This is a genomic window from Nocardioides sp. S5-5, from assembly GCF_054954065.1.
In genome coordinates this window covers 2,395,522-2,414,493 of the sequence record NZ_CP199913.1, presented here as the reverse complement: position 1 = coordinate 2,414,493, position 18,972 = coordinate 2,395,522, and the positions used below count along the sequence as shown (strand labels likewise).

15 protein-coding genes and 1 tRNA gene are annotated in these 18,972 nt (G+C 72.3%); 2 read left to right on the top strand and 14 right to left on the bottom strand.

The window, feature by feature from the left end; genetic code table 11:
* Positions 1-37: 37 nt before the first annotated feature.
* The 12 genes from ACUP6Y_RS11340 to ACUP6Y_RS11285 all read right to left on the bottom strand — a co-directional run bounded on the left by ACUP6Y_RS11340 (position 38) and on the right by ACUP6Y_RS11285 (position 15,958).
* A complete protein-coding gene (locus tag ACUP6Y_RS11340) occupies positions 38-961 on the bottom strand; it encodes a glycosyltransferase family 2 protein (RefSeq protein WP_462556420.1) in 924 nt (307 codons plus the stop codon).
* A complete protein-coding gene (locus tag ACUP6Y_RS11335) occupies positions 958-2,256 on the bottom strand; it encodes an O-antigen ligase family protein (protein WP_462556418.1) in 1,299 nt (432 codons plus the stop codon). The genes ACUP6Y_RS11340 and ACUP6Y_RS11335 overlap by 4 nt, the downstream gene beginning before the upstream one ends.
* A 119-nt stretch (positions 2,257-2,375) precedes the next feature.
* Positions 2,376-2,879: a serine acetyltransferase gene (locus tag ACUP6Y_RS11330; RefSeq protein WP_462556710.1), complete on the bottom strand. Its 504-nt coding sequence runs from the start codon at positions 2,877-2,879 to the stop codon at positions 2,376-2,378.
* Positions 2,880-3,095: 216 nt separating this feature from the next.
* The gene (locus ACUP6Y_RS11325) at positions 3,096-5,654 is read right to left on the bottom strand and encodes a CHAT domain-containing protein (RefSeq protein WP_462556416.1); all 2,559 of its coding nucleotides are present in this window, start codon (positions 5,652-5,654) and stop codon (positions 3,096-3,098) included.
* A gap of 1 nt (position 5,655) precedes the next feature.
* A complete protein-coding gene (locus tag ACUP6Y_RS11320) occupies positions 5,656-6,252 on the bottom strand; it encodes a hypothetical protein (protein WP_462556413.1) in 597 nt (198 codons plus the stop codon).
* Entirely contained in the window at positions 6,249-6,884 is a 636-nt protein-coding gene (locus ACUP6Y_RS11315; RefSeq protein WP_462556411.1) for an RNA polymerase sigma factor, read from the bottom strand. The genes ACUP6Y_RS11320 and ACUP6Y_RS11315 overlap by 4 nt, the downstream gene beginning before the upstream one ends.
* A gap of 182 nt (positions 6,885-7,066) precedes the next feature.
* Entirely contained in the window at positions 7,067-8,581 is a 1,515-nt protein-coding gene (locus tag ACUP6Y_RS11310) for a GTPase (RefSeq protein ID WP_462556408.1), read from the bottom strand.
* Positions 8,578-10,176 (bottom strand): GTPase, encoded by a 1,599-nt coding sequence (locus tag ACUP6Y_RS11305; protein ID WP_462556406.1) that lies wholly within the window; start codon positions 10,174-10,176, stop codon positions 8,578-8,580. Before ACUP6Y_RS11305 ends, ACUP6Y_RS11310 begins: the two co-directional genes overlap by 4 nt.
* A 147-nt stretch (positions 10,177-10,323) precedes the next feature.
* Complete coding sequence (locus tag ACUP6Y_RS11300) at positions 10,324-10,926, bottom strand: hypothetical protein (RefSeq protein WP_462556403.1); 603 nt, start codon at positions 10,924-10,926, stop codon at positions 10,324-10,326.
* 230 nt (positions 10,927-11,156) lie between these two features.
* Positions 11,157-11,230 (bottom strand) — tRNA-Pro (locus ACUP6Y_RS11295).
* Positions 11,231-11,303: 73 nt separating this feature from the next.
* Positions 11,304-14,612: an error-prone DNA polymerase gene (locus ACUP6Y_RS11290; protein WP_462556400.1), complete on the bottom strand. Its 3,309-nt coding sequence runs from the start codon at positions 14,610-14,612 to the stop codon at positions 11,304-11,306.
* An 8-nt stretch (positions 14,613-14,620) separates the two neighbouring features.
* Positions 14,621-15,958, bottom strand: a complete 1,338-nt coding sequence (locus ACUP6Y_RS11285) for an HNH endonuclease (protein WP_462556397.1) — start codon at positions 15,956-15,958, stop codon at positions 14,621-14,623.
* Positions 15,959-16,135: 177 nt separating this feature from the next.
* Between ACUP6Y_RS11285 and ACUP6Y_RS11280 the strand changes: the two genes are divergently transcribed.
* Positions 16,136-16,609, top strand: coding sequence for a VOC family protein (locus tag ACUP6Y_RS11280; protein WP_462556394.1), 474 nt, complete (start codon positions 16,136-16,138; stop codon positions 16,607-16,609).
* 15 nt (positions 16,610-16,624) lie between these two features.
* On the opposite strand, the gene arr is transcribed toward ACUP6Y_RS11280, so the two are convergent.
* Positions 16,625-17,035 carry an NAD(+)--rifampin ADP-ribosyltransferase gene (gene arr, locus ACUP6Y_RS11275; RefSeq protein ID WP_462556392.1) on the bottom strand — a complete coding sequence of 137 codons (411 nt, stop codon included), beginning with the start codon at positions 17,033-17,035 and terminating at the stop codon, positions 16,625-16,627.
* Positions 17,036-17,087: 52 nt separating this feature from the next.
* On the opposite strand from arr, the gene ACUP6Y_RS11270 reads away from it, so the two are divergent.
* Positions 17,088-17,588 (top strand): nuclear transport factor 2 family protein, encoded by a 501-nt coding sequence (locus ACUP6Y_RS11270; protein WP_462556389.1) that lies wholly within the window; start codon positions 17,088-17,090, stop codon positions 17,586-17,588.
* On the opposite strand, the gene ACUP6Y_RS11265 is transcribed toward ACUP6Y_RS11270, so the two are convergent.
* Positions 17,558-18,925 (bottom strand): phospholipase D-like domain-containing protein, encoded by a 1,368-nt coding sequence (locus ACUP6Y_RS11265; RefSeq protein WP_462556386.1) that lies wholly within the window; start codon positions 18,923-18,925, stop codon positions 17,558-17,560. The two genes, ACUP6Y_RS11270 and ACUP6Y_RS11265, sit on opposite strands and share 31 nt — an antisense overlap.
* Positions 18,926-18,972 lie beyond the last annotated feature (47 nt).

The window sequence follows — 18,972 nt, the reverse complement described above, 5'->3', positions numbered from 1 at the left end:
GGGGTCGAGGTGTCGGGGTCGTGGCGAGTCGGCGTGCTCACACGCCCCTCCCGAACCGGTGCAGCGTGTTGAGCACGCGCTCCGCATTGGGCGGGTGGGGCAGGACCGCCAGCGCGACGGCGGCCCGCCACTGACGCGGATCGGTGCGGACCGTGCGCCGGATCCACTGCCACGACTCGGCGCGCTCACCGGCCGCGGCCGTGCCGAAGGCGAGCTGGCCGTAGACGCGCGCGGCGCCCCGGGTGTCGTCGGCGATCGCCGGGTGCAGCTGCAGGATCGCCCGCAGGGCGGCGTTCTTGGAGTCCCAGCGACGCGCGAACATCGAGGTCCGGCCCCACTGCACCACCGTCAGCGGCTCGTCGATGTGAGCGATCGGGCGGCGTTGGGCGGCGCGCAGCTTGATGTCCCAGTCCTCGAGCTGGCTCTGCGGCAGCTCCTCGTTGATCAGGCCGATCTCCTCGACCAGCACGCGGCGGTCGAAGAAGAAGCACGACGAGTGCAGCATCGCGTAGATCGACCGCGTGAGCTCGGCGTGGGTGACCGTGTCGGTCCCCGCGAAGCGGTCGGTGCGGGTGCCGTCGTAGTCGACGGTGATCGAGCAGGTCACCATCTCGGGACGGTCCGGCTGCTCGGCGCGCGCGACCTGGCGCCCCACCTTCGACGGCAGCCAGTGGTCGTCGTCGTCGCAGAACGCGACGTACTCGGTGTCGAGGGCCACGATCCCCGTGTTGCGGGCGCCCGACAGCCCCGCGGTGCGGTCGTTGGCGACGACGCGGACCGGCCGAGCGCTGTCGTACGACGCCAGGTCGGCGTCGGGCGTCGTGCCGTCGAACACCACGACGGTCTCCACGACGCCCGGGTAGTCCTGCGCGGCGACCGAGGCGATCGCCCGGCGGAGCAGCTCGGGACGGTTGCGCGTGGGGATCACCACGCCGACGCGGGGCCAGGCCGTCGCGATCATGGAAGGTCTCCTTCGGTGGTGGCGGGGAGCTCACGACCGCGGGCCGCGACGGCGGCGGCGACCATGAGCAGCGGCAGGCCGTAGGGCAACATGCCGTAGAAGAGCAGCTGGACGGTGCCGACGAGGAGCGTGGTGCAGGCCGCGACGCCTATCGGGTCGCCGCGGCGGCGACCCCGGGCGTACATCGCGAGGAAGAAGGTGACCCACGCGAGCGCCGCGACCGGCCCGTGGGAGACGAGCAGCATCCACAGCTGGCCCTGGGTGCCGACGCTCGGCTCCTCGGGGTTGGCCGACGGGATCGGCGTCGCGTGACCGAGCAGCGGGGAGGACATGACCGCGGCCGCCGACTGCTCGTAGAGCGAGATCCGGGCGGTGTTGCTGGTCCCCTCGGCCTCCTCGTTGAGCCGCAGCCCCATCCGCTCGCTGACGGGCAGCACGTTGAACAGCACGACGCCCAGCACCGCGGTCAGCGCGACCACGGCGACGATCCGCAGCTTGCGGGCCAGCGCGGCCCGGACGGCCAGGTAGGTCACCGCGATGCCGAGGCTGATGAACATGCCGCGGTTGAGGGTGAGGAAGGCCGGGATCGTCGAGACGAGGAGGAGGACGGCGACCGCGGCACCGCGGCGGGTGCGCCAGGTGTGCAGCAGGTAGACGACCACGAACGGTGCGAGCAGCGAGTAGACGCTGCCCCAGTTGTTGGTGTAGAGGAAGGGCGCGGTGGGCCGCGGCGACACCTCGAGGAAGCCGTTGGGGTTGTATTGCGCGAACGGCCGCACGGTCATCTGGCCGATCAGCTCATTGGCGCGCGCGGCCCCCGGCAGCAGGTGGCTGGCCGGGGTGCGCAGCGACCCGGTCGGGAGCGCCAGCCCGAGGTAGCCGCCGAGCGTGACGTAGAGGAACCAGAGGGTCAGCGTGCCCGAGAGGTAGCGCGAGGTCAGCGTGGCGCGGGCGTTGAAGACGTAGGCGAAGATCACGCCGGCCGCCACGCACAGCAGCCAGCGGTAGCCGAAGAGCACGATCCCGGCGGCCCGGTCGAGCATCACGACCGACGCAAGCGCCCAGGCGCAGTAGAGCAGCCACCAGCCGAACCCCCGCGGCACCCGGACGCCGTCGGCGCGGGTCAGCAGCCAGGCCATCAGCAGCGCGAACGGGATGGTCACGACGTCCAGCACGCCGCTGACCCACCACAGCGGCAGCCCGCCGAACAGCACCGCGACCGGCCAGGTGGGCAGGTCGGCGGCCGAGCGCACCGATCCGTCCGGCCGGCTGGGCGCCTGGCTGGAGGGGTGCATGCGCACGTTCATCGGTGGGTCGGGCCTTCTGCTGGGGGGTGGTGTCCCCTCACCAGTGCGTCCCCGCGCCGGTCCTGATCCAGTGATCGCGGATTTCTTTCACCGATCTCGCAGACCGCTCACAGCAGGCGCATCGGGTTGCCGACCGCGACCGCTCCCGCCGGCACGTCCTTGGTCACGACGGCGTTGGCGCCGATCCTGGCCCCGTCGCCGACGGTGATGCCCCCGATCACGACCGCACCGGCACCGATCTCGACGTCGTCGCCGATCACCGGGCAGGCGCCGCCCGGAGAGGAGTTGCCGATCGTCACCCCGTGGCGCAGCAGCACCCGCGCCCCGATCACCGAGTGGTCGTTGATGACCAGACCGACACCGTGCCGCAGCCGGGCCTCGGGCCCGATCGAGGTCTTCCACGGGATCTCGATGCCGAGCACCCACTCGACGACGACCCGGTAGAGCAGGCCGTACGCCGTCGCGGGGAGCCGCCCCGCGCCGTACCTCCTCCGGCTGGCCAGATGGGCCAGCCGGAAGGCGGCCATGACCAGCCGGCCGCGATGGTCGGACCGGTTGGCCCGCCAGTCCTGCAGGACGTCGGCACGAACGGTCCTCGGCGCTTGCTGCATGCTCACCTCGCACTGGTGCCGCGAGCCGGGCGCCCTGATCCCGGTGAGGCTAGATTTTCCCGGGGCGTGGCCCAGGTCACCTCGCGGGGCCGACGTCCGATGGATCAGAGCGGACCCCGCGGCGCACTGGTGGGGGGTGAGGACGACGCCCCCGGCCACCGAGCCGACCTGCCGCTGCCACCCGTGCTACCACGACCTGGGCGTGCATGCGCCGGGCTACGACGCCGGCGTGAAGTAGCGGAAGGCGGCCCAGTAGTACGGATGCGGGTACGCCGCCGCGACCCGCCGGCGAGCCATGCCCAGCGCGTGCCGAGGCGCCGCGCCGGCAGCCAGGTGGCGGTAGAACTCCGTCATCAGCTCGACGGTGACCGCGTCGTCGACCACCCACAGGGAGGCGACGACGCCGGCGGCACCGGCGTTCAGGCAGGCCCAGGCCAGGCCGATCGGCCTGACCAGGTTCCCGGCAGCACGACCGGAGCCGCAGGCGCTGAGCACCACGACCCGGTCGTGCATCGCGAAGCCGCCCTCGACCAGCTCGGCGGCCGTCAGCCAGCCGTCGGCCAGCCGCAGCGCGGAGAAGAGCGGGTTGCCGGCGTGGAAGCGCCCGTGGGTCGCGAGGTGGACGACGTCCGCGTCCACCACGCGCTCGGCGAGCACCTTCGAGGTGGCGGCGTCGCCGCGGTGGACCTCGGCGTCGGGGAGGACGGTGGCGATCATCTCCGCCTCCGCCGCGATCTCCGGGGCGTCGTCGTCGGGCAGCGCGAGCACCAGCACCGACGTGCCGGTGACGGATGCCTCGAACGGCTCCTCGACCAGGTCCGGCGCGGGTGCGAATCGCTCGCGCCAGGGCGCGCCGACGTCGAGCATCGCGTCGAAGGGCACTCCGAGCAGGTGCCGGTGACCGGCGACCGAGAGCGGCTCGACCTCGATGTCGCTGAGCAGGTCGGCGAGCGGCGCGACCAGCACCTCGTAGAGCGCGTCCAGTCGCGAGGAGGTCGGGCCGGTGGCGCCGAGCGCCGCGACCATGTGGCACTCGTGACGCCACCCGTCCACCAGCCGCGCCGTCTCCGAGCTGATCCCGGTCAGCCTGCGCACGAAGACCTGGGCTTCGCGGATCACGAAGGCGATGACGTCGTTGCCGATGACGTAGTAGTCGACGGCGGGGCCCTCCGGAACCGCCGGCAGGTCGGGCGCGTCGGCCCGTCCCCGATCGGTGGTCCGGCTGCGCGCCGCGTCGATCAGGTCGTCGGTGTCGGCGATCGCGCCGGCGGCGTCGTCGACGTGCCAGCCGGCCGTGTGCTCACGCAGCGTCGAGAACGCCGAGGCCTTCGACGCGCGGACCCGCTGCCAGGCCTCGATCACCGTCGAGTGCCGACCGTCGGCGACGAGCAGGTCGATCAGCTCGTCGCTCGCCTCGGCGAGCAGGCCGCCGCGGCTCGACGTCGCGCGCGGTCGCTGGGCGAGCAGCGGCTGCATGGCGCACGCCGCCCGGAGCTCGTCGGCCGCGTCGCTGGACCGGCCGGCACGCCGCAGGAAGCGGGCCCGCGCCAGGCGCAGCTCCATGCGCAGCTCGGGTCGCGCGAGCCGGTCGACCTCGGCGGAGGCACGCGCGATCCGCACCTCTGCGTCGTACGGGTCGGTCGCGACCCAGGCCGCCAGCACCATCGCTCGGACCCGGTTCACCTCGAGCGTGGTGTCGTCGCCCTGGATCCGGGCCAGTCGCAGGCCGACGGTGGCCTGGTTGCCCTCGAGATGGGCGATGCGGGTGAGCAGCAGCCGCGCCTCGTCGCGGGTCACGACGTCGCCGCACTCCTCGCTGAGCCGCTCCGCCGCGTCGAGTGCGCGCTCGGCGGCGTCGGTGCGTCCCAGCCGCAGGGCGGCCGCCGCGCAGACCAGCTCGGTGCGACCGAGGTCGGCGATCCGCCCGGAGTCGCGGAACGCGTCACGCGCGGAGGCGCCCTTGCTGAGGGCCTCCTCCGCGAGTCCCGCGCTGAGCAGCGCCTCGGCCAGGACCCGGTCACGCTCGGCCAGCCCGACGCCCTGGGCCTCGAGCGTGGGCGCGATCCGCTCCAGCAGCTCCATCGCCGAGACCGGCGTTCCGGCGGCGGCGAGGGCCTCGGCGATCGGGATCACGGCCTTCGCGGCGTCGAGGGTGGCTCCTTCGCGGAGCAGCTCGCGCCGGGCGTCGCAGAGCACGTCGAGGGCCCGGTGGACCAGGCCGTCGGCCACGAGCACCCGGCCCCGCTGGAGCCCGATCTTGGCGACCGAGTGCCGATCGCCGATCCGGCGGGCGAGGTCGTCGGCGAGATCGAAGTGGCGTACGGCGGCGGCGAGGTCGCCGACCGCGGCGTGCGCGGAGCCGAGCTGCTGGTGGGCGCGGACGTGCAGCCGGGTGGCGATCTCCTCGTCGCCGGCGCTGCCCCGCTCGATGCCGGTGAGGATCCGGCCGACGACGAGCACGACGTCGGCGTACTCCCCCGCCGCCAGCATGACGGCGGTCCGCCCCAGCATGGCCTCCCGTGCCTCGAGCGCCCGGCCGGCCGCGAGCCAGTCCATCCGGGCGAGCTGGAAGGCGGTGATGGCACCGATCAGGCTGCCGCGGTCGAGCTCGAGTTCGCCGCGCAGCAGCCCCAGGCGGGCCCGGCTCGCCGGATCGTCGTGGCCGGCGAGCAGCCCGGCGATCTTGTCGAGCATCTCGGCGCACCGGGGCAGGTCCTGGTGCTGGATCCGCTCCGCCTCGTCGAGCAGGCGGGTCACCTCGTCCGTGCGGTTCACGTCAGGATCTGGTCAGCTCGAGCGGTGCCGCGACCCGGACGCCGTCGACGGCGATCCGCAGCTCGTCGACCGACACCGGGACCTCGGCGAACTCGAAGCGGCCGTCGGCCGTCGAGACGGCGCGGCGGCGTACGACGCCGTCCTCGAGCAGGGTGACCTCGGCAGCCACCGGGTTCCGCTCCGCGAGCAGCAGCCCGCGCAGCTCCAGGTGACCGTCGGACTCGGGCCCGGCCTCCAGCACGAACCGGCCGGCGTCGCTCTCGAAGGCGAGGTGCGACTGCCCGGGACCGTCGGCCCCGCGCACCCCGGCGACCTGGGCCCCACGGGTGTCGTAGAGGAGCCGGGCGCGACTCCAGCCCTGGTCGGCCGGGAAGTTCGCGGGCTCGCGGAACATGCCGCGCAGCCGGTCGCGCACGTCGGTCGGCGGCGCCTCCAGCTTGAGGCGGCCGGCGGTCGCGAGGAACTCCTCGACCCAGGCCGCGGCCTCGGCGGCCTGGTCGTCGCGGCCGACGGCTTCGGCGACGGTCCGGGCGCGCTCGGCGGGCAGGCGTCCCTCGATCCAGTCGACGATCTCGGTGAACGACGTCCGGCGGCTCACCAGGCACCTTCCTCGGTCAGGATGCCGCGCAGCTTCTCCAGGCAGCGTCCCCGCAGCGGGCCGATGCCGCCGATGGAGCGCCCGAAGCGCTGCGCGATCTCGGCGTAGCTGGGCGACTCGGGGTCGAGGTACAGCGCCTCGAGCAGGTCCTTGCAGGTCCCGCCGAGCTCGGCGAGCGCGTCGTGGAGCGCCAGGGTCGAGGCCCAGTCCTCCTGGGACTCGTCGACCTCCTCGGGCGCGACCTCGAGCTGCACGTCGCGGCGGCTGAGGTTGCGCACCCGCCAGGACTGACGGCGGGTCACCGTCATCAGCCACGACGCGAGGCGCTCCTCGTCCTTGATCCGGTCGAGCGAGTCGATCAGGGTCAGGAAGGTCCCCTGCGTGATGTCGGCGGCGTCGTCGGCCGAGAGGCCGTTGCGCCGGGCGACGGAGTAGACCAGCCGCTCGTAGCGCCCGACGAGCAGATCCCACGCCTCCGGGTCCCGTTGCCGGCAGCGCTCGAGCAGCTCGGCGTCGGTCGGCTCGGCCTCCGTCGGACGCCGCAGCGTTCGCAGCGGGATGACCTTGGCCACGGGGGCGTCCGGGTCGTCGTTCTCAGGAGCGGCGGGTACGCCATAGGAGGGGATGGCCATGGTCCTTCACTTCGGTCGAGGCGTCGGGTCGTGGGTCACACGTCCGACGTCTGGTGGGTGTCTCGCGGAAACGGGCCCCGAGCCCCCACTCCGACGTTCGATCCAACGGGTGCTCGGACGCCCCGTCACGACATTCGGCTCCGGCGTTCTCACACCTGATACCCCCGTTCGCGAAACGCCGCTCAGCGTGTCGTGCGGGTCACATCCGCGGCGTCGAGCCCCGCCCGGAACCGGTGGTACGACGCGAGCTCGGCCTGCACCGGATCGACGACGTGCGCACGCACGACGCGGCCGATCACCCGCTCGCACTCGGCGCTCACCGCCCGGCCGTCCTCGACCGCGCGGCGCCGGAGCGCCGAGCGGGCGGCGAGCCGGCCACCGACTCCGATCAGCACCGCCAGCACCGCGAGCACGCCCGCGATGGCCGGCCGGCCACTCGCGGCGAGTATGCCCGCGCCGGCCAGCGCCACGAGCGCCGCCGTGGCCGCCGCGGCGAGGCTGCCCCGGCCGGCGGCCGAGCCGGGCCCGGGGCGGATCGCGCCGAGCTCGGCGTCGAGCCGCTCGGTGAGCCTGGGCAGCTGCCCGGTCGCGGCCGACCTCACCGGCGCCCCCCAGACGTCGGTGAGGTCGCGCGCGACCTGGTCGGCGAACGAGCGGACCGCCGCGCTCACGGCCGCACCGTCGACCGGGCCGACCCGGACCTCGGTGCGGTCGCGAGGCTCGACCCGCTCGATCCGGGCCGCGGCCCCGGGGACGCCCCCGGCGTCGGTGACCCGGCGGACCAGGTCGTCGACCCACACGTCCGGGACGGTGCGCGGCGCGTCACCGGCGGCGCGGGCGAGCGTGGTCGCGGCGGCGGCGACATCGGCTGCCATCCGCTCCTCGGCGTGCTGGTTGTCCTCGACGCGGCGGCGGACCGCGGCGCGCAGCTCGTCGACCCCGACGCCGCGGCGCGCGCTGATGCCGAGCACCCGCGGGTCCCGCATGCCGTCGGCCACCAGCACCTTGCGCAGGTCGCGCAGCAGTCCGGCCCGCTCGTCCTCGGCGACGGTGTCGACCTGGTTCATGACGACCATCGTGACCGCGCGGTGCCCGGCCAGGGGACGCAGGAAGCGCTGGTGGATCGCCGCGTCGGCGTACTTCTGCGGGTCGACCACCCAGATCATCGCGTCGGCCAGCTGGATGACCCGCTCCGCCTCGCGGTGGTGGGCGGTCTCGACCGAGTCGTGGTCGGGCAGGTCGAGCAGGATCAGGCCCTCGGGCAGGATCCCGCGTGGCGGCGACTCGAGCAGCGTCGAGCGGAAGTGCTGGTTGATGGCCGGCACGCCGAGCCAGGCGAGCAGGTCGCGCACCTCGTCGTCGGGCTCGCCCCAGACCAGGGCCTTGGCCACGGCGGTCGTGGGTCGCTGGGCGCTGGACTCGGAGAGCGGCACGCCGGCGAGCGCGTTGAAGGTGGTCGACTTGCCCGAGCCGGTCGCGCCGGCGATGGCGACCACGGTGTGCCGCCCGGACAGGCCCAGACGGCCGTCCGCGCGGGCCGCGGTCGCCTCGATCTCGTCGAGCAGGGAGTCGTCGAGCCGGCCGCGCGCCTCCTTCACCGCCGTCCGCAGGCCGTCGAGCCGGCGCTCGAGCGACGAGTCGCGGCGCACCAACGACGCGGGCGCGTCCCGGAACACGGCACCCAGTCCACCGGTCATGCCGGCACCTTCCTCTCCATCGGTCGTGCGCCGATCTGCTCGATCGCGCTCCGCGCCGCGCGCAGGCGCCGGGGCGCGTCGGGCGTGAGCCCCCAGGTCATGACGGGCTGCAGGTAGCGGTCGCGCTCGAGCGCCATCAGGCCGTGGAGCATCGCGTCCAGGCTGCTGCGTGCCGCGGCGACCGAGCCGGGCCCGGTCAGCGCGCCGACGGCCAGGGCGACCGACAGCAGCCGGGCGGCCGTCCCGTTCGGGTCGGCACCGGCGGCGCCGCTCCCGAGGGCCCGGCGCCAGGCGGCCACGGCGGACCGGCTGCGGGACGCGAGCGTCCGGCCGGGCCGGGTGAGGTCGTCGTCGGACCAGTCCAGCAGCGGCGCGCCGTACGGCGTCGCGCGCAGCTCGCGACCGGTCGCGTCGGCGGTCCGCTCGGCGTGCTCGAGCACGAGCGCCTCCAGCGCCAGGTCCAGCGCGAGCTCGATCGCGTCCAGCTGCTCGGGAGCGACGGCGACCCCGCGGTCGCGGACCCGCTGCATGAGCTCGGCGGTCGAGAGCCGCTCGTCGGTGCCGACCAGGTCCTGCCAGCGTGCCAGCAGGGTCCCGCGCAGCACCGAGCCGTCGGTGGCGGCGCGGACCAGGGCGGTCTGCGCGGCGTCGTACGTCTGGTCGGCGACGCGGAGCAGCTCGCCGATCGCGCGCACCTGCTCGTCGGCCGCCGTCGCCACCTGGCCGGCGATCTTGCCCGCCTCGCGGAGCGCGCCGGCCACGCACTGGGCGGCGATCTCGCGGCGGATCCAGGGCGCGTCCGAGAGCTCCTCGATCGCGCCGCGGATGGCGTCGACCTGGTCGGTCCGCAGCAGGCCGTCCTCGATCCGGCCGTGCTCGACGACCACGACCTTGCCGCGGCCGATGCCGCGCCGGTCGAGCTGGCGGACCAGATCGGTCGAGACGACCTCGAGGTCCTCGGGCTGGATCCGGTTGAGGACCACCATCAGGGGCGTGTCGCGCTGGCGCGCGACGTCGAGCTGGTGCCACGGGACCTGGTCGGCATAGCGGTTCGCGGAGGTGACGAAGAGCCACATGTCGGCCGCCGCGAGCAGCCGGGTGGCGAGTCGCCGGTTGGCGTCGTCGATCGAGTCGAAGTCGGGCGCGTCGAGCAGTGCCGTGCCGCGCGGCACCGCCGTGGTCGACACCAGCTGAAGGACGTGGGGGTCGTCGGTGGCATGGTCGACCCGGTCGAAGGCGGCGAGGATCCCGTCGTGGGCGAACCACGCGGCGTCGTCGGGGTGGTGGATGAGGACGGGCGAGCGGGTCGTGGGCCGGATCAGCCCGGACTGGGTGACCCGCTCCCCCACCAGCGTGTTGACGATGGTCGACTTGCCGACGCCCGTCGGCCCGCCGACCACGATCAGCAGAGGACGGTCGGGCTCGGCCAGGCGCGGCAGCAGGTAGTCGTCGAGCTGGTGGAGCAGGATCTCGCGACGCTCGCGCACCGGCGCGCTGCCGGGCAGCCCGAGCGGCAGCACGGCCGCCTGCAGTGCGTCCCGCAGCCCGCGCGTCGCCTCGGAGCCGGAACTCCAGCGGATCTGCTCAGCGCCCACCAGTCACCTCTACCTCGCACCCGCCCTGCCGGTCGCGGACCGGCCTTGTCGACACACCAGTGCGCCGGTCGGCTCCAAAAGATCCGTGCGGACGTGAGAAAGTTCAGCGGGTCCGGCGGGGCGTGTCGATCGGGGTCGAGATCGGGGTCACGGCTGGGGTTGCAGCCGGACGCTGATCCGCAGCTCGTGGTTCTGCGCCACCAGCTCGGCGAGGTCGTCGGGGACCGACGCGAAGGAGAACCGGCCGAGCCGGTCGCCCTCCACCGTCCGGAAGGTCTCGCCGCCGGCGACGACGGTGGCCTCGAAGACCGGTGAGGCCTCGGTGTCGGCCGGAAGCACCTGTCCCTCGACCCGGACCCGGTCCTCACCCAGCGGGGTCACGTCGAGCATGACGTCGACGTCGTCGCTGCCGAAGGCGAGGTGGAAGGCCTCGTCGGCGCCGGAGCGGGTGCCGGTGCGGGCCGGGCCCTGCCGGCTGTCGAAGACCAGCGCGGCGACCACGCAGCGCGGCGAGGTGCGCTCGACCGGCCGGGATGCCGCCCAGTCGCGGAAGGCCTGGCGCAGGTTCTGCCGCACGATCGGCGGCGGGGACGAGAGCTGGAGCGACGCCGCGGCCGCGTTGAACCCCTGCAGCCACCGCACCGCGTTCCAGGTCCGCTCGTCACCCGCGTCGAGCGCCTGTTGGACCCTCTGTGCGGCCACCGGGTCGAGCCGACCCTCGTACCAGTCGACGATGTCGGTGAATCGCATCGGTCTCACCAGTTCCCGTACTCGATCGAGAGGACGCGAAGCAGGGCGGCAGAGGGGAGCATGTCTCGAGCAGCCTTCAACAAATGGGGGGTGGGGGTCCCGAGAGGGTCCAAGGATACGACGGGTCGCAGCCCGCGTCGCGACATCCGCCGCATCGGCGTGCTGCCGGATCGTCCTGACGTGGAACGGCTCCGACCCGCGTCTTCGCTGGTCGGAGCCGTTCTCTTCGGTCGGGCTGACAGGATTTGAACCTGCGACCCTCTGACCCCCAGTCAGATGCGCTACCAAGCTGCGCTACAGCCCGATGCCCCGTTCAGGATCACCTTCCGAGGCGAACGGAACACTACCGCAGGCCGTCGGACTCTCCCGAATCGGCCTCACCGGAAGTCTCGTGACGACTGCCGCGCCTGCAGCGCGGCGCCCGCACCGGGCAGGACGACGTCGAGCGGCTCGACCCGGTCCGCGACCAGGTTGGTGACGCCGTCCTGGCGCTCGACGAGACCGCGGATCACGACGGCGATCTTGTTCCTTGCCGCCGTCTTGTGCGCCTTCATCACCCCTTCGGAGCAGACGACGTTGAGCATCCCCGTCTCGTCCTCGAGGTTGAGGAAGGTGATGCCTCCGGCCGTACCAGGCCGTTGCCGGTGCGTGATCAGGCCCGCCACATGGATGCGTCGCCTCGCCTCGACGCTCTCCATGCCGCCGATGGCGTGGATCCCCAGACGTGCCAGGGTCTCGCGAAAGTGCGCCATCGGATGGAGGTCGGTGGAGATGCGGGTCGCCCAGAGATCGGCCAACGTGACCTCCCACGCGGACATCTCCGGGAGCAGCGGAGCAGCCGGTGCCGGTGTGCTTCCCGGCAGCTGCCCCCTGCTCTCGATGAACCCCGACATCCACAGCGCCTGGCGCCGGTCGCCCCCGAAGCCGTCGAGGGCGCCGGCCGTGGCGAGTGCCTCGACCTGGGCACGGGTCAGTCCGGCGCGACGGGAGAGATCAGGGATGTCGGCGTACGGCGCCTGGTCGCGCTCGGCGACGATCCGAGCCGCGACCTGCTTCCCGATCCCCTTCACCTCGTCGAGCCCGAGGCGCACGGCCAGCGCGTCGTCTTCCCTGAGCGGGTCGGTCCCGGACGGCGAGCAGGGCTCGAGACCGGCCTGCGCCGCCGAGTGGAAGAGGTCGGGGCGAAGCACGACGACACCATGGCGCCGGGCGTCGGCGACCAGGGACTGGGGCGAGTAGAAGCCCATCGGCTGGTTGCGCAGCAGCCCGGCCAGGAAGGCCGCCGGATAGTGGAGCTTGAACCACGACGAGGCGTAGACGAGCAGCGCGAAGCTGAGGGCGTGGGACTCGGCGAACCCGAAGTCGGCGAAGGAGAGGATCCGGAGATAGATCGCGTCCGCCTTCTTGCCGGTGATCCCGCGCTTCCGCATCCCCTTGTAGAGCTTGTCCTTGACCCTCTCGATCCGCTCGATCCCGCGCTTGGAGCCCATCGCCCGGCGCAGCAGGTCGGCCTCGTCGGCGGTGCAGTCACCGAGCGTCTTGGCCATCTGCATCAGCTGCTCCTGGAACAGGGGTACGCCGAGCGTCCGCTCCAAGATCGGCTCCAGCGACGGGTGGTCGTACTCCCAGTCCGTCTCCCGCTCGGTCTTGCGCCGGATGTACGGGTGGACGGCGCCGCCTTGGATCGGCCCCGGCCGGATCAGCGCGATCTCGATGGCCAGCTCGTAGAACTTGCGGGGGCGCAGCCGCGGCAAGGTGCCGATCTGGGCGCGGGACTCGACCTGGAAGACGCCGATCGAGTCGGCGCGCCCGAGCATCTCGTAGACCGCCGGCTCCTCCTTCGGGATGGTGTCGAGCTCCCAGCGCTCCCCGAGGTGCTCCTCGACCAGCCGGATCATGTGGTCGAGGGCGCCGAGCATGCCGAGACCGAGCAGGTCGAACTTGACCAGGCCCATCGACTCGCAGCCGTCCTTGTCCCACTGCAGCACGGTCCGCTTGTCCATCCGGGCCTTCTCGATCGGGCAGACCTCGCCGATGGGACGCTCGGTGAGCACCATCCCGCCGGAGTGGATGCCGAGGTGGCGGGGTGCCCCCATCAGCTCCTCGGCCAGCGACCGCACCTGCGCCGGTAGGCCGACCTCCGCGTCGATCTCCCGGCCCCAGCCGTCGACCTGCTTGGACCAGGCGTCCTGCTGGCCCTGGGAGTAGCCCAGCGCCTTGGCCGCGTCGCGGATCGCCATCCGCGGCCGGTAGCTGATCACGTTGCACACCTGGGCGGCGTTGCGCCGGCCGTAGGTGTCGTAGACCCACTGGATCACCTCCTCGCGCCGCTCGGAGTCGAAGTCGACGTCGATGTCCGGCTCCTCCTCGCGGTGGGCGGAGATGAACCGCTCGAAGGGCAGGTTGTACTCGACCGAGTCGATGGCGGTGATGCCGAGCGCATAGCAGACCGCGGAGCTGGCCGCCGACCCCCGGCCCTGACACAGGATCCTCTCCTCGCGGGCGAAGGCGACGATGTCGTGGACGATGATGAAGTAGCCGGCGAAGTCCTTCTCGAGGATCACCTCCATCTCCCTCTCGATCCGCTCCCGCGCCTCGGCCTCCCAGTCCTTGCCTCCATAGCGCCGGGCGAAGCCCTTCTCCACCAGGTCGCGCAGGTGCGCGGCCGGCGTCAGCCCCTCCGGGATGCCCTGCTTCGGCAGCCGTGGCGAGGCCTTGCGCAGGTCGAAGGCCAGCTCCCCCGCGAGGACGACGGAGCGGTACACCGCGTCCGGACGATGGGCGAAGCGCCGCAGCATCTCCTCCCCGCTGCGCAGGTGCGCGCCACCGGACAGGTCGAGCCAGCCGTCGAGCTCGGCGATGCTGCGCCGGGCCCGCACCGCCGCCATCGCCGCTGCCAGCCGCCGCTTCCCGGGGACCGCGAAGTGGACGTTGCCCGTGGCCACGACCGGCACTCGCCGGTCGTCGGCGATCCGGGCCAGCAGGTCGTTGACCTCCTCGCCACCGGGATGGTCGCTGGCCATCAGCTCCACGACGACGTGCTCACGACCGAACCGGTCGGTCAGCTCGTCGAGCGCCCGGACGGCCGCGGCCGGCCCCCCGTGGGCGAGGGCCTGGCGCACCGCTCCCTTGCGGCACCCGGTCAGCACCACCCAGTGCCCGCGCCCCTGCTCGGCGAGCTCGTCGAGGTCGTGGGCGGGACTGCCCTTCTCCGGCGCCCGCAGCCCCGCCTCGGTGATCGCCCCCGACAGCCGGTGGTAGCCCTCCACTCCGCGCGCGAGGACCAGCAGGTGAGTGCCCTCGGGATCGGCGACGCCGTTCTGGGCGCGATGCACGTCGAGGGTCAGCTCGGCGCCGTACACCGTGGCCAGGCCGTAGTCGGTGCCGGCCTCCGCGAACAGCGGTGCCCCCGCGAAGCCGTCGTGATCGGTCAGTGCCAGCCCGTCGAGGCCGAGTCGCACCGCCTCCCTGATCAGGTCGCCGGGCGAGCTGGCGCCGTCGAGGAAGCTGAAGTGACTGTGACAGTGGAGCTCGGCGTACGGCGTCGCGCGGTCCGGCCTGACGACCCGCTCGGGCTCGTCTCGCGGTCGCTTCCTGCGTGACACCGGCGCCTCGAGCCCCGACGCGCGCCCGGAGAGCCCCCGCTCGAGCTCGCGCCACGGGACCGGTGGGTTGTTCCAGCCCATGGCGTGGCTCAGGCGACGAGCTCGTAGCGGCCGGGTCCGACCCGCACGAAGCGTGGCTCTCGCCACCCGGGTGGGGCGGGCGCGGTCGCGAGGTAGCGGTGGCCCGTCGGTGTGACGGTCTCGACCGCGGTGCGTTCACGTGGGTGCGAGACCACCTGTTGTCGCCATCCCGGAGCCTGCTTGGCGTGGTTGCAGGCCTCGCACAGTCCCTGGCCGTTGGCGACGCTGGTCGCACCGCCCTCGTCGACGGGCACGACGTGGTCGGCGTGTCGCACCGGGGCGTCGCAGTAGGGGCTCGCGCAGATCCCCAGCCCCTGCAGGGCGAGGAGCTCGGCGAGACCTTCGGGAAAGAACCTCTGCCGGCTGGTCATCGCCACCAGCTGTCCGAGGGGGTTGCGGTAGAGCCGACGGAACCAGGCCGCTGCTCCCGTCTCGTACGTCCGCCCGGCCAGGTGACGGGCCACCTCGGCGGGGATCACCTCGCCCTGAGCTCCTTCACCGGACAGGACCGCAGGTGCGTGACCACCGGCCAGGGTCTCCTCGGACATGGTCAGGTTGATCGTGATCGGCACGGCGGGCGCCTGGTCCTCGTCGCCGGTGTCGGGCAGCCCGGTGACCTTGGCCAGCAGCAGGTCGGACATCAGCTGGCCGACCGATCGCGGGTCGCCCGCCGCCCGGGCACTCGTCGCCTCCTTGCGCAGGGCCGCATAGACCGCGACTGCCTGCGCGACCGGCATCAGCCCGGTCAGGTAGGCCATCGTGTCCGGCGCCGGGCGGATGGTGACATTGCGGTCGGCCTCGGCCTTGCGCGCCCGGCGCGCGACGGCGGCAGGATCGAGCTCGGCGGCCATCCGTCGTACCCGACCCAGAAGCTCACGGGTGCCGACGCCGTCGAAGGCGCGCGGGTCGGCGCACAGCTCCTCGTCGACGAAGGCACGCTGCTCGGCGCTCAGGCAGCCGGTCTCCCGCGCCAGCAGCGTTGCGCGGAACTCGTTGAGCGAACCGTCGCGGAGCCGCGCCAGGGTGTGCGGCATCTCGGCAACGAGGATCTTCGCCAGGCCGAGCAGGGACTGGCCGCGATGGGGTGACTCACGCCGAGCGAGCCCGAGCTCGGCCGCGATCCCCCGCCCCTGCCTGCTGGCCGGGATCCCCGCTCTCGCCTGCTCGGCCCGGCGCTGGGCGTCGAAGGTCACCGCCATCTCGGCCTGGACCGCACAGGACGCCGACTTCAGCTCCTCGAGCGCAGCGATGAGGTCGACCTGCTCCGCAGTCGATCCCTCACGGCGCGACGCCAGCAGCCGGTCGGCGTACGACCGGACCTCGGCAGCGGTGAGGGGTGCGTCCATGAGTCCACTCTAGTCGAACAGGTGTTCGAACGCAATTTCTCCACAGGGCCTGCCGCAGGACCTTTCGCCTCCGAGATCCCTGCGGCCGACCGCACCCTGAGCCGATGACTCTCGGACCGCCGCCCGGTCGATCCTGGCAGCGACCCTCGCCCGGAGGGTCCTCACGAGGAGATCACCATGGTTTCGGTACGCACCCACCTGTGGTTCGGCAACGACAAGGCCGTCGAGGCCGCTCGGTTCTACGCCGAGCACATCCCCGGCTCGTCCGTCGGCCGCGTCGTCACCGCGTGGACCGAGCCCGGCACCTCCGTCGCCGAGGTCGTCGAGTTCACCGTCGCCGGCCACGAGGTCATCGGCCTCAACGCCGGCCCGGAGTTCCACCTCGACGAGGCCTTCTCCTTCTACCTCCGCGTCCAGGGCCAGGCCGAGGTCGACCACTACTGGGACCTCCTCACCGCCGACGGCGGCGAGCCCGGCGCGTGCGGCTGGTGCAAGGACAGGTACGGCGTCTCCTGGCAGGTCGTGCCCGTCGAGCTCGAGGACCTCAGCGGCGACTACACCAGCGAGGCCAACCAGCGGGTGTGCCGGGCGATGCTGACGATGGGCAAGATCGACGTGGGGCAGCTGGAGGCGGCGTACGACGGCACCTGAGTCGGGCGCCACCGGTCAGTTGATGATCTCGCCCCGCTCGCTGTCGCGCAGCTGCGCCAGCCGGTCCCGCCACCCCTGGAGCGCCTCGGGCGTCAGTCGCGTCCAGTCATGCACCTCGCCGACCACCCTCAGCGGATCCCGGCTGCGGTAGGACCGGGTGGGGTTGCCGGGGAACTTCTTGTCGGTGACGTTCGGGTCGTTCTCGAACGCCCCGGTCGGCTCCACGGCGTACACCCGGGGCTCCGCGTCGCCGGGAGCGAGCTCGGCGGCCAGGCCCGCACCGTCGGGGAGCGCGGTGAAGTAGACGTGGTTCATCACGACCTCGGGCCGGTAGTTGGACCGGAAGCCCGCGGTGAGCAGGTCCCCCACGCGCAGGTCGGCCTTCGTGCCGTGGAAGAAGGGTCCGTCATCCAGCGCGTCGCTCACCGGGTCAACCTAGCGAGTGGCTCACACCTAGAACACGTTCTAGAGTGCGGTCATGGACCTTGTCGCGATCGAGGAGATCAAGCGCCTCAAGCACCGCTACTTCCGCACCCTCGACCTGAAGCAGTGGGACGAGTACGCCGACTGCCTCGCCGAGGACGTCCGCGCGCGGTACGGCACGCAGGCGATGGGCGAGCCGCTGCACTTCGACAGTCGGGATGCGGTCGTCGCCTACATGACCAAGAACCTCGGCCCCGGCGTCATCACCGTTCACATCGCCAACCACCCCGAGATCGATGTCGACAGCGACACCGCGACCGGGTCGTGGGCGTTCGAGGACACGGTGATCGTGCCGGACTTCCAGGTCCAGATCCGCGGCGGCGGCTACTACCTCGACACCTACCGCCGCGACCCGGACGGGGTGTGGCGGATCGCGTCGACGCAGTACGAGCGCATCTACGAGGCGATGACCTCGCTCGACGACACGCCCAGCTTCAAGCTGATCGCCAACCGCTGGGACGTGGCTCAGTCGAGCTCGAGCTCCGTGAACGGGTAGTCCTTCGGAGCGAGGAACTCGGTTCCCGGCACGATCCGGCCGTTCGGGTCGGCGGAGTTCACGTAGTTGTTGAGATTGCGCGGTGCCTGCCGATAGATCAGGTCCACCCAGTCGGCGTACTTCGCCGCCAGCGCGGCGTCGTTCCAGAAGATGACGTTCTGCTCGTCGGAGTGCCAGCCGAGCTGGGTCCAGTTCTCGCTGCTGGACAGCACCGCGTTGCCGTCAGGACGGCCGGCGACGTTGCCCTGCACCGACAGGCCCTTCAGGTGGACGTAGCGGTCCTTGAACTTGTTGGCCGTCGCGCCGGTGATGTAGACCATCTGCTTCGCCGGCAGGCCGCGCAGGATGTTGCGGATCTTGAGCGGCATCATCATGAAGACGATGTGGACGTCGCAACCCGCGTTGGCCAGGGCGCGCACCTTGCGAGCGACCTTCACCCCCCGCGCGTCACCCCAGACCGCGTTCGCGATCCGCACCTTGGTCCGACCGCCCGGGACGTTGGTCGCGCCGGTGCACTGGACCTGGTTGAGCACCTTCAGCGCCGGGTCGGTCTTCTTCTTGTGGGGCGCGAACATCGTCGTGATGGTCGAGCCCGGAGTGGTGGTGCTGGGCACCGTGAACCGCAGCACCTTGGCCACCTTGTCCTTCTTCGCCTGCTTCCACATCGCCATCCAGCCGTCGTAGAGCGGCTGGTTCTCGGTGATGGTGGTCCAGTCGTTGAACTGCTGCACCGCCGCGGCGCCGGTGAAGTTGCCGGACCCCTGCATCGCGATCCAGCTGGTCGCGCCCGAGCGGCTCACCAGCATCAGCTTGTCGTGCATCGCGCCGCCCTTGCCGCGACAGGTCGAGGCACAGGTGCGGATCCAGCTGCGCAGCGCCTTCGGCCGGTCCGCGTTGCCCTTCTTCAGCGCGTTGCGCAGGGTCGGGTACGAGCGACCGGGTCCCTGCGACTTCGCGAGCCCGCGGGCCATGATGATCTGCACCGAGACGCCGCGCTGGTGTGCCTTGATGAACTTGCGCACCAGCTTGGGCGAGTCGAAGTTCCACGTCATCAGCCGGATCGTCTCCCCCGCCGGGACGTTCTTGACGGTCTTGATGATCTTGCGCTGGATCTTGGTCTTCTTCTTCGTGCTGCGGAACGGGTGGTTGAACACGATGCCCGGCGTCACGACGTACGCCGGGTTCGGGGCGCGCCTCACTGCCGCCGCGTTCGCGCCCGCCGCCTCGGTGCGGTCCGGCCCGGCGACCAGCAGAGCCGCCGCGAGCAGCACCGCGACCGCCATCGCCACCAGCCCCCGCGTCGTACTGACGACCGACCGAGCCCATGCCAACTGCACGATTCCCACACTCCTGATGTCCCGAAGATCTTCCCTCCCTCACAGCG

Coding starts and splice junctions, on each gene's coding strand:
- ACUP6Y_RS11340 (WP_462556420.1), bottom strand. CDS start 961: ATGATCGCGACGGCCTGGCCCCGCGTCGGCGTGGTGATCCCCACGCGC.
- ACUP6Y_RS11335 (WP_462556418.1), bottom strand. CDS start 2,256: ATGCACCCCTCCAGCCAGGCGCCCAGCCGGCCGGACGGATCGGTGCGC.
- ACUP6Y_RS11330 (WP_462556710.1), bottom strand. CDS start 2,879: ATGCAGCAAGCGCCGAGGACCGTTCGTGCCGACGTCCTGCAGGACTGG.
- ACUP6Y_RS11315 (WP_462556411.1), bottom strand. CDS start 6,884: ATGGCCATCCCCTCCTATGGCGTACCCGCCGCTCCTGAGAACGACGAC.
- ACUP6Y_RS11310 (WP_462556408.1), bottom strand. CDS start 8,581: ATGACCGGTGGACTGGGTGCCGTGTTCCGGGACGCGCCCGCGTCGTTG.
- ACUP6Y_RS11300 (WP_462556403.1), bottom strand. CDS start 10,926: ATGCGATTCACCGACATCGTCGACTGGTACGAGGGTCGGCTCGACCCG.
- ACUP6Y_RS11290 (WP_462556400.1), bottom strand. CDS start 14,612: ATGGGCTGGAACAACCCACCGGTCCCGTGGCGCGAGCTCGAGCGGGGG.
- ACUP6Y_RS11285 (WP_462556397.1), bottom strand. CDS start 15,958: ATGGACGCACCCCTCACCGCTGCCGAGGTCCGGTCGTACGCCGACCGG.
- ACUP6Y_RS11280 (WP_462556394.1), top strand. CDS start 16,136: ATGGTTTCGGTACGCACCCACCTGTGGTTCGGCAACGACAAGGCCGTC.
- ACUP6Y_RS11270 (WP_462556389.1), top strand. CDS start 17,088: ATGGACCTTGTCGCGATCGAGGAGATCAAGCGCCTCAAGCACCGCTAC.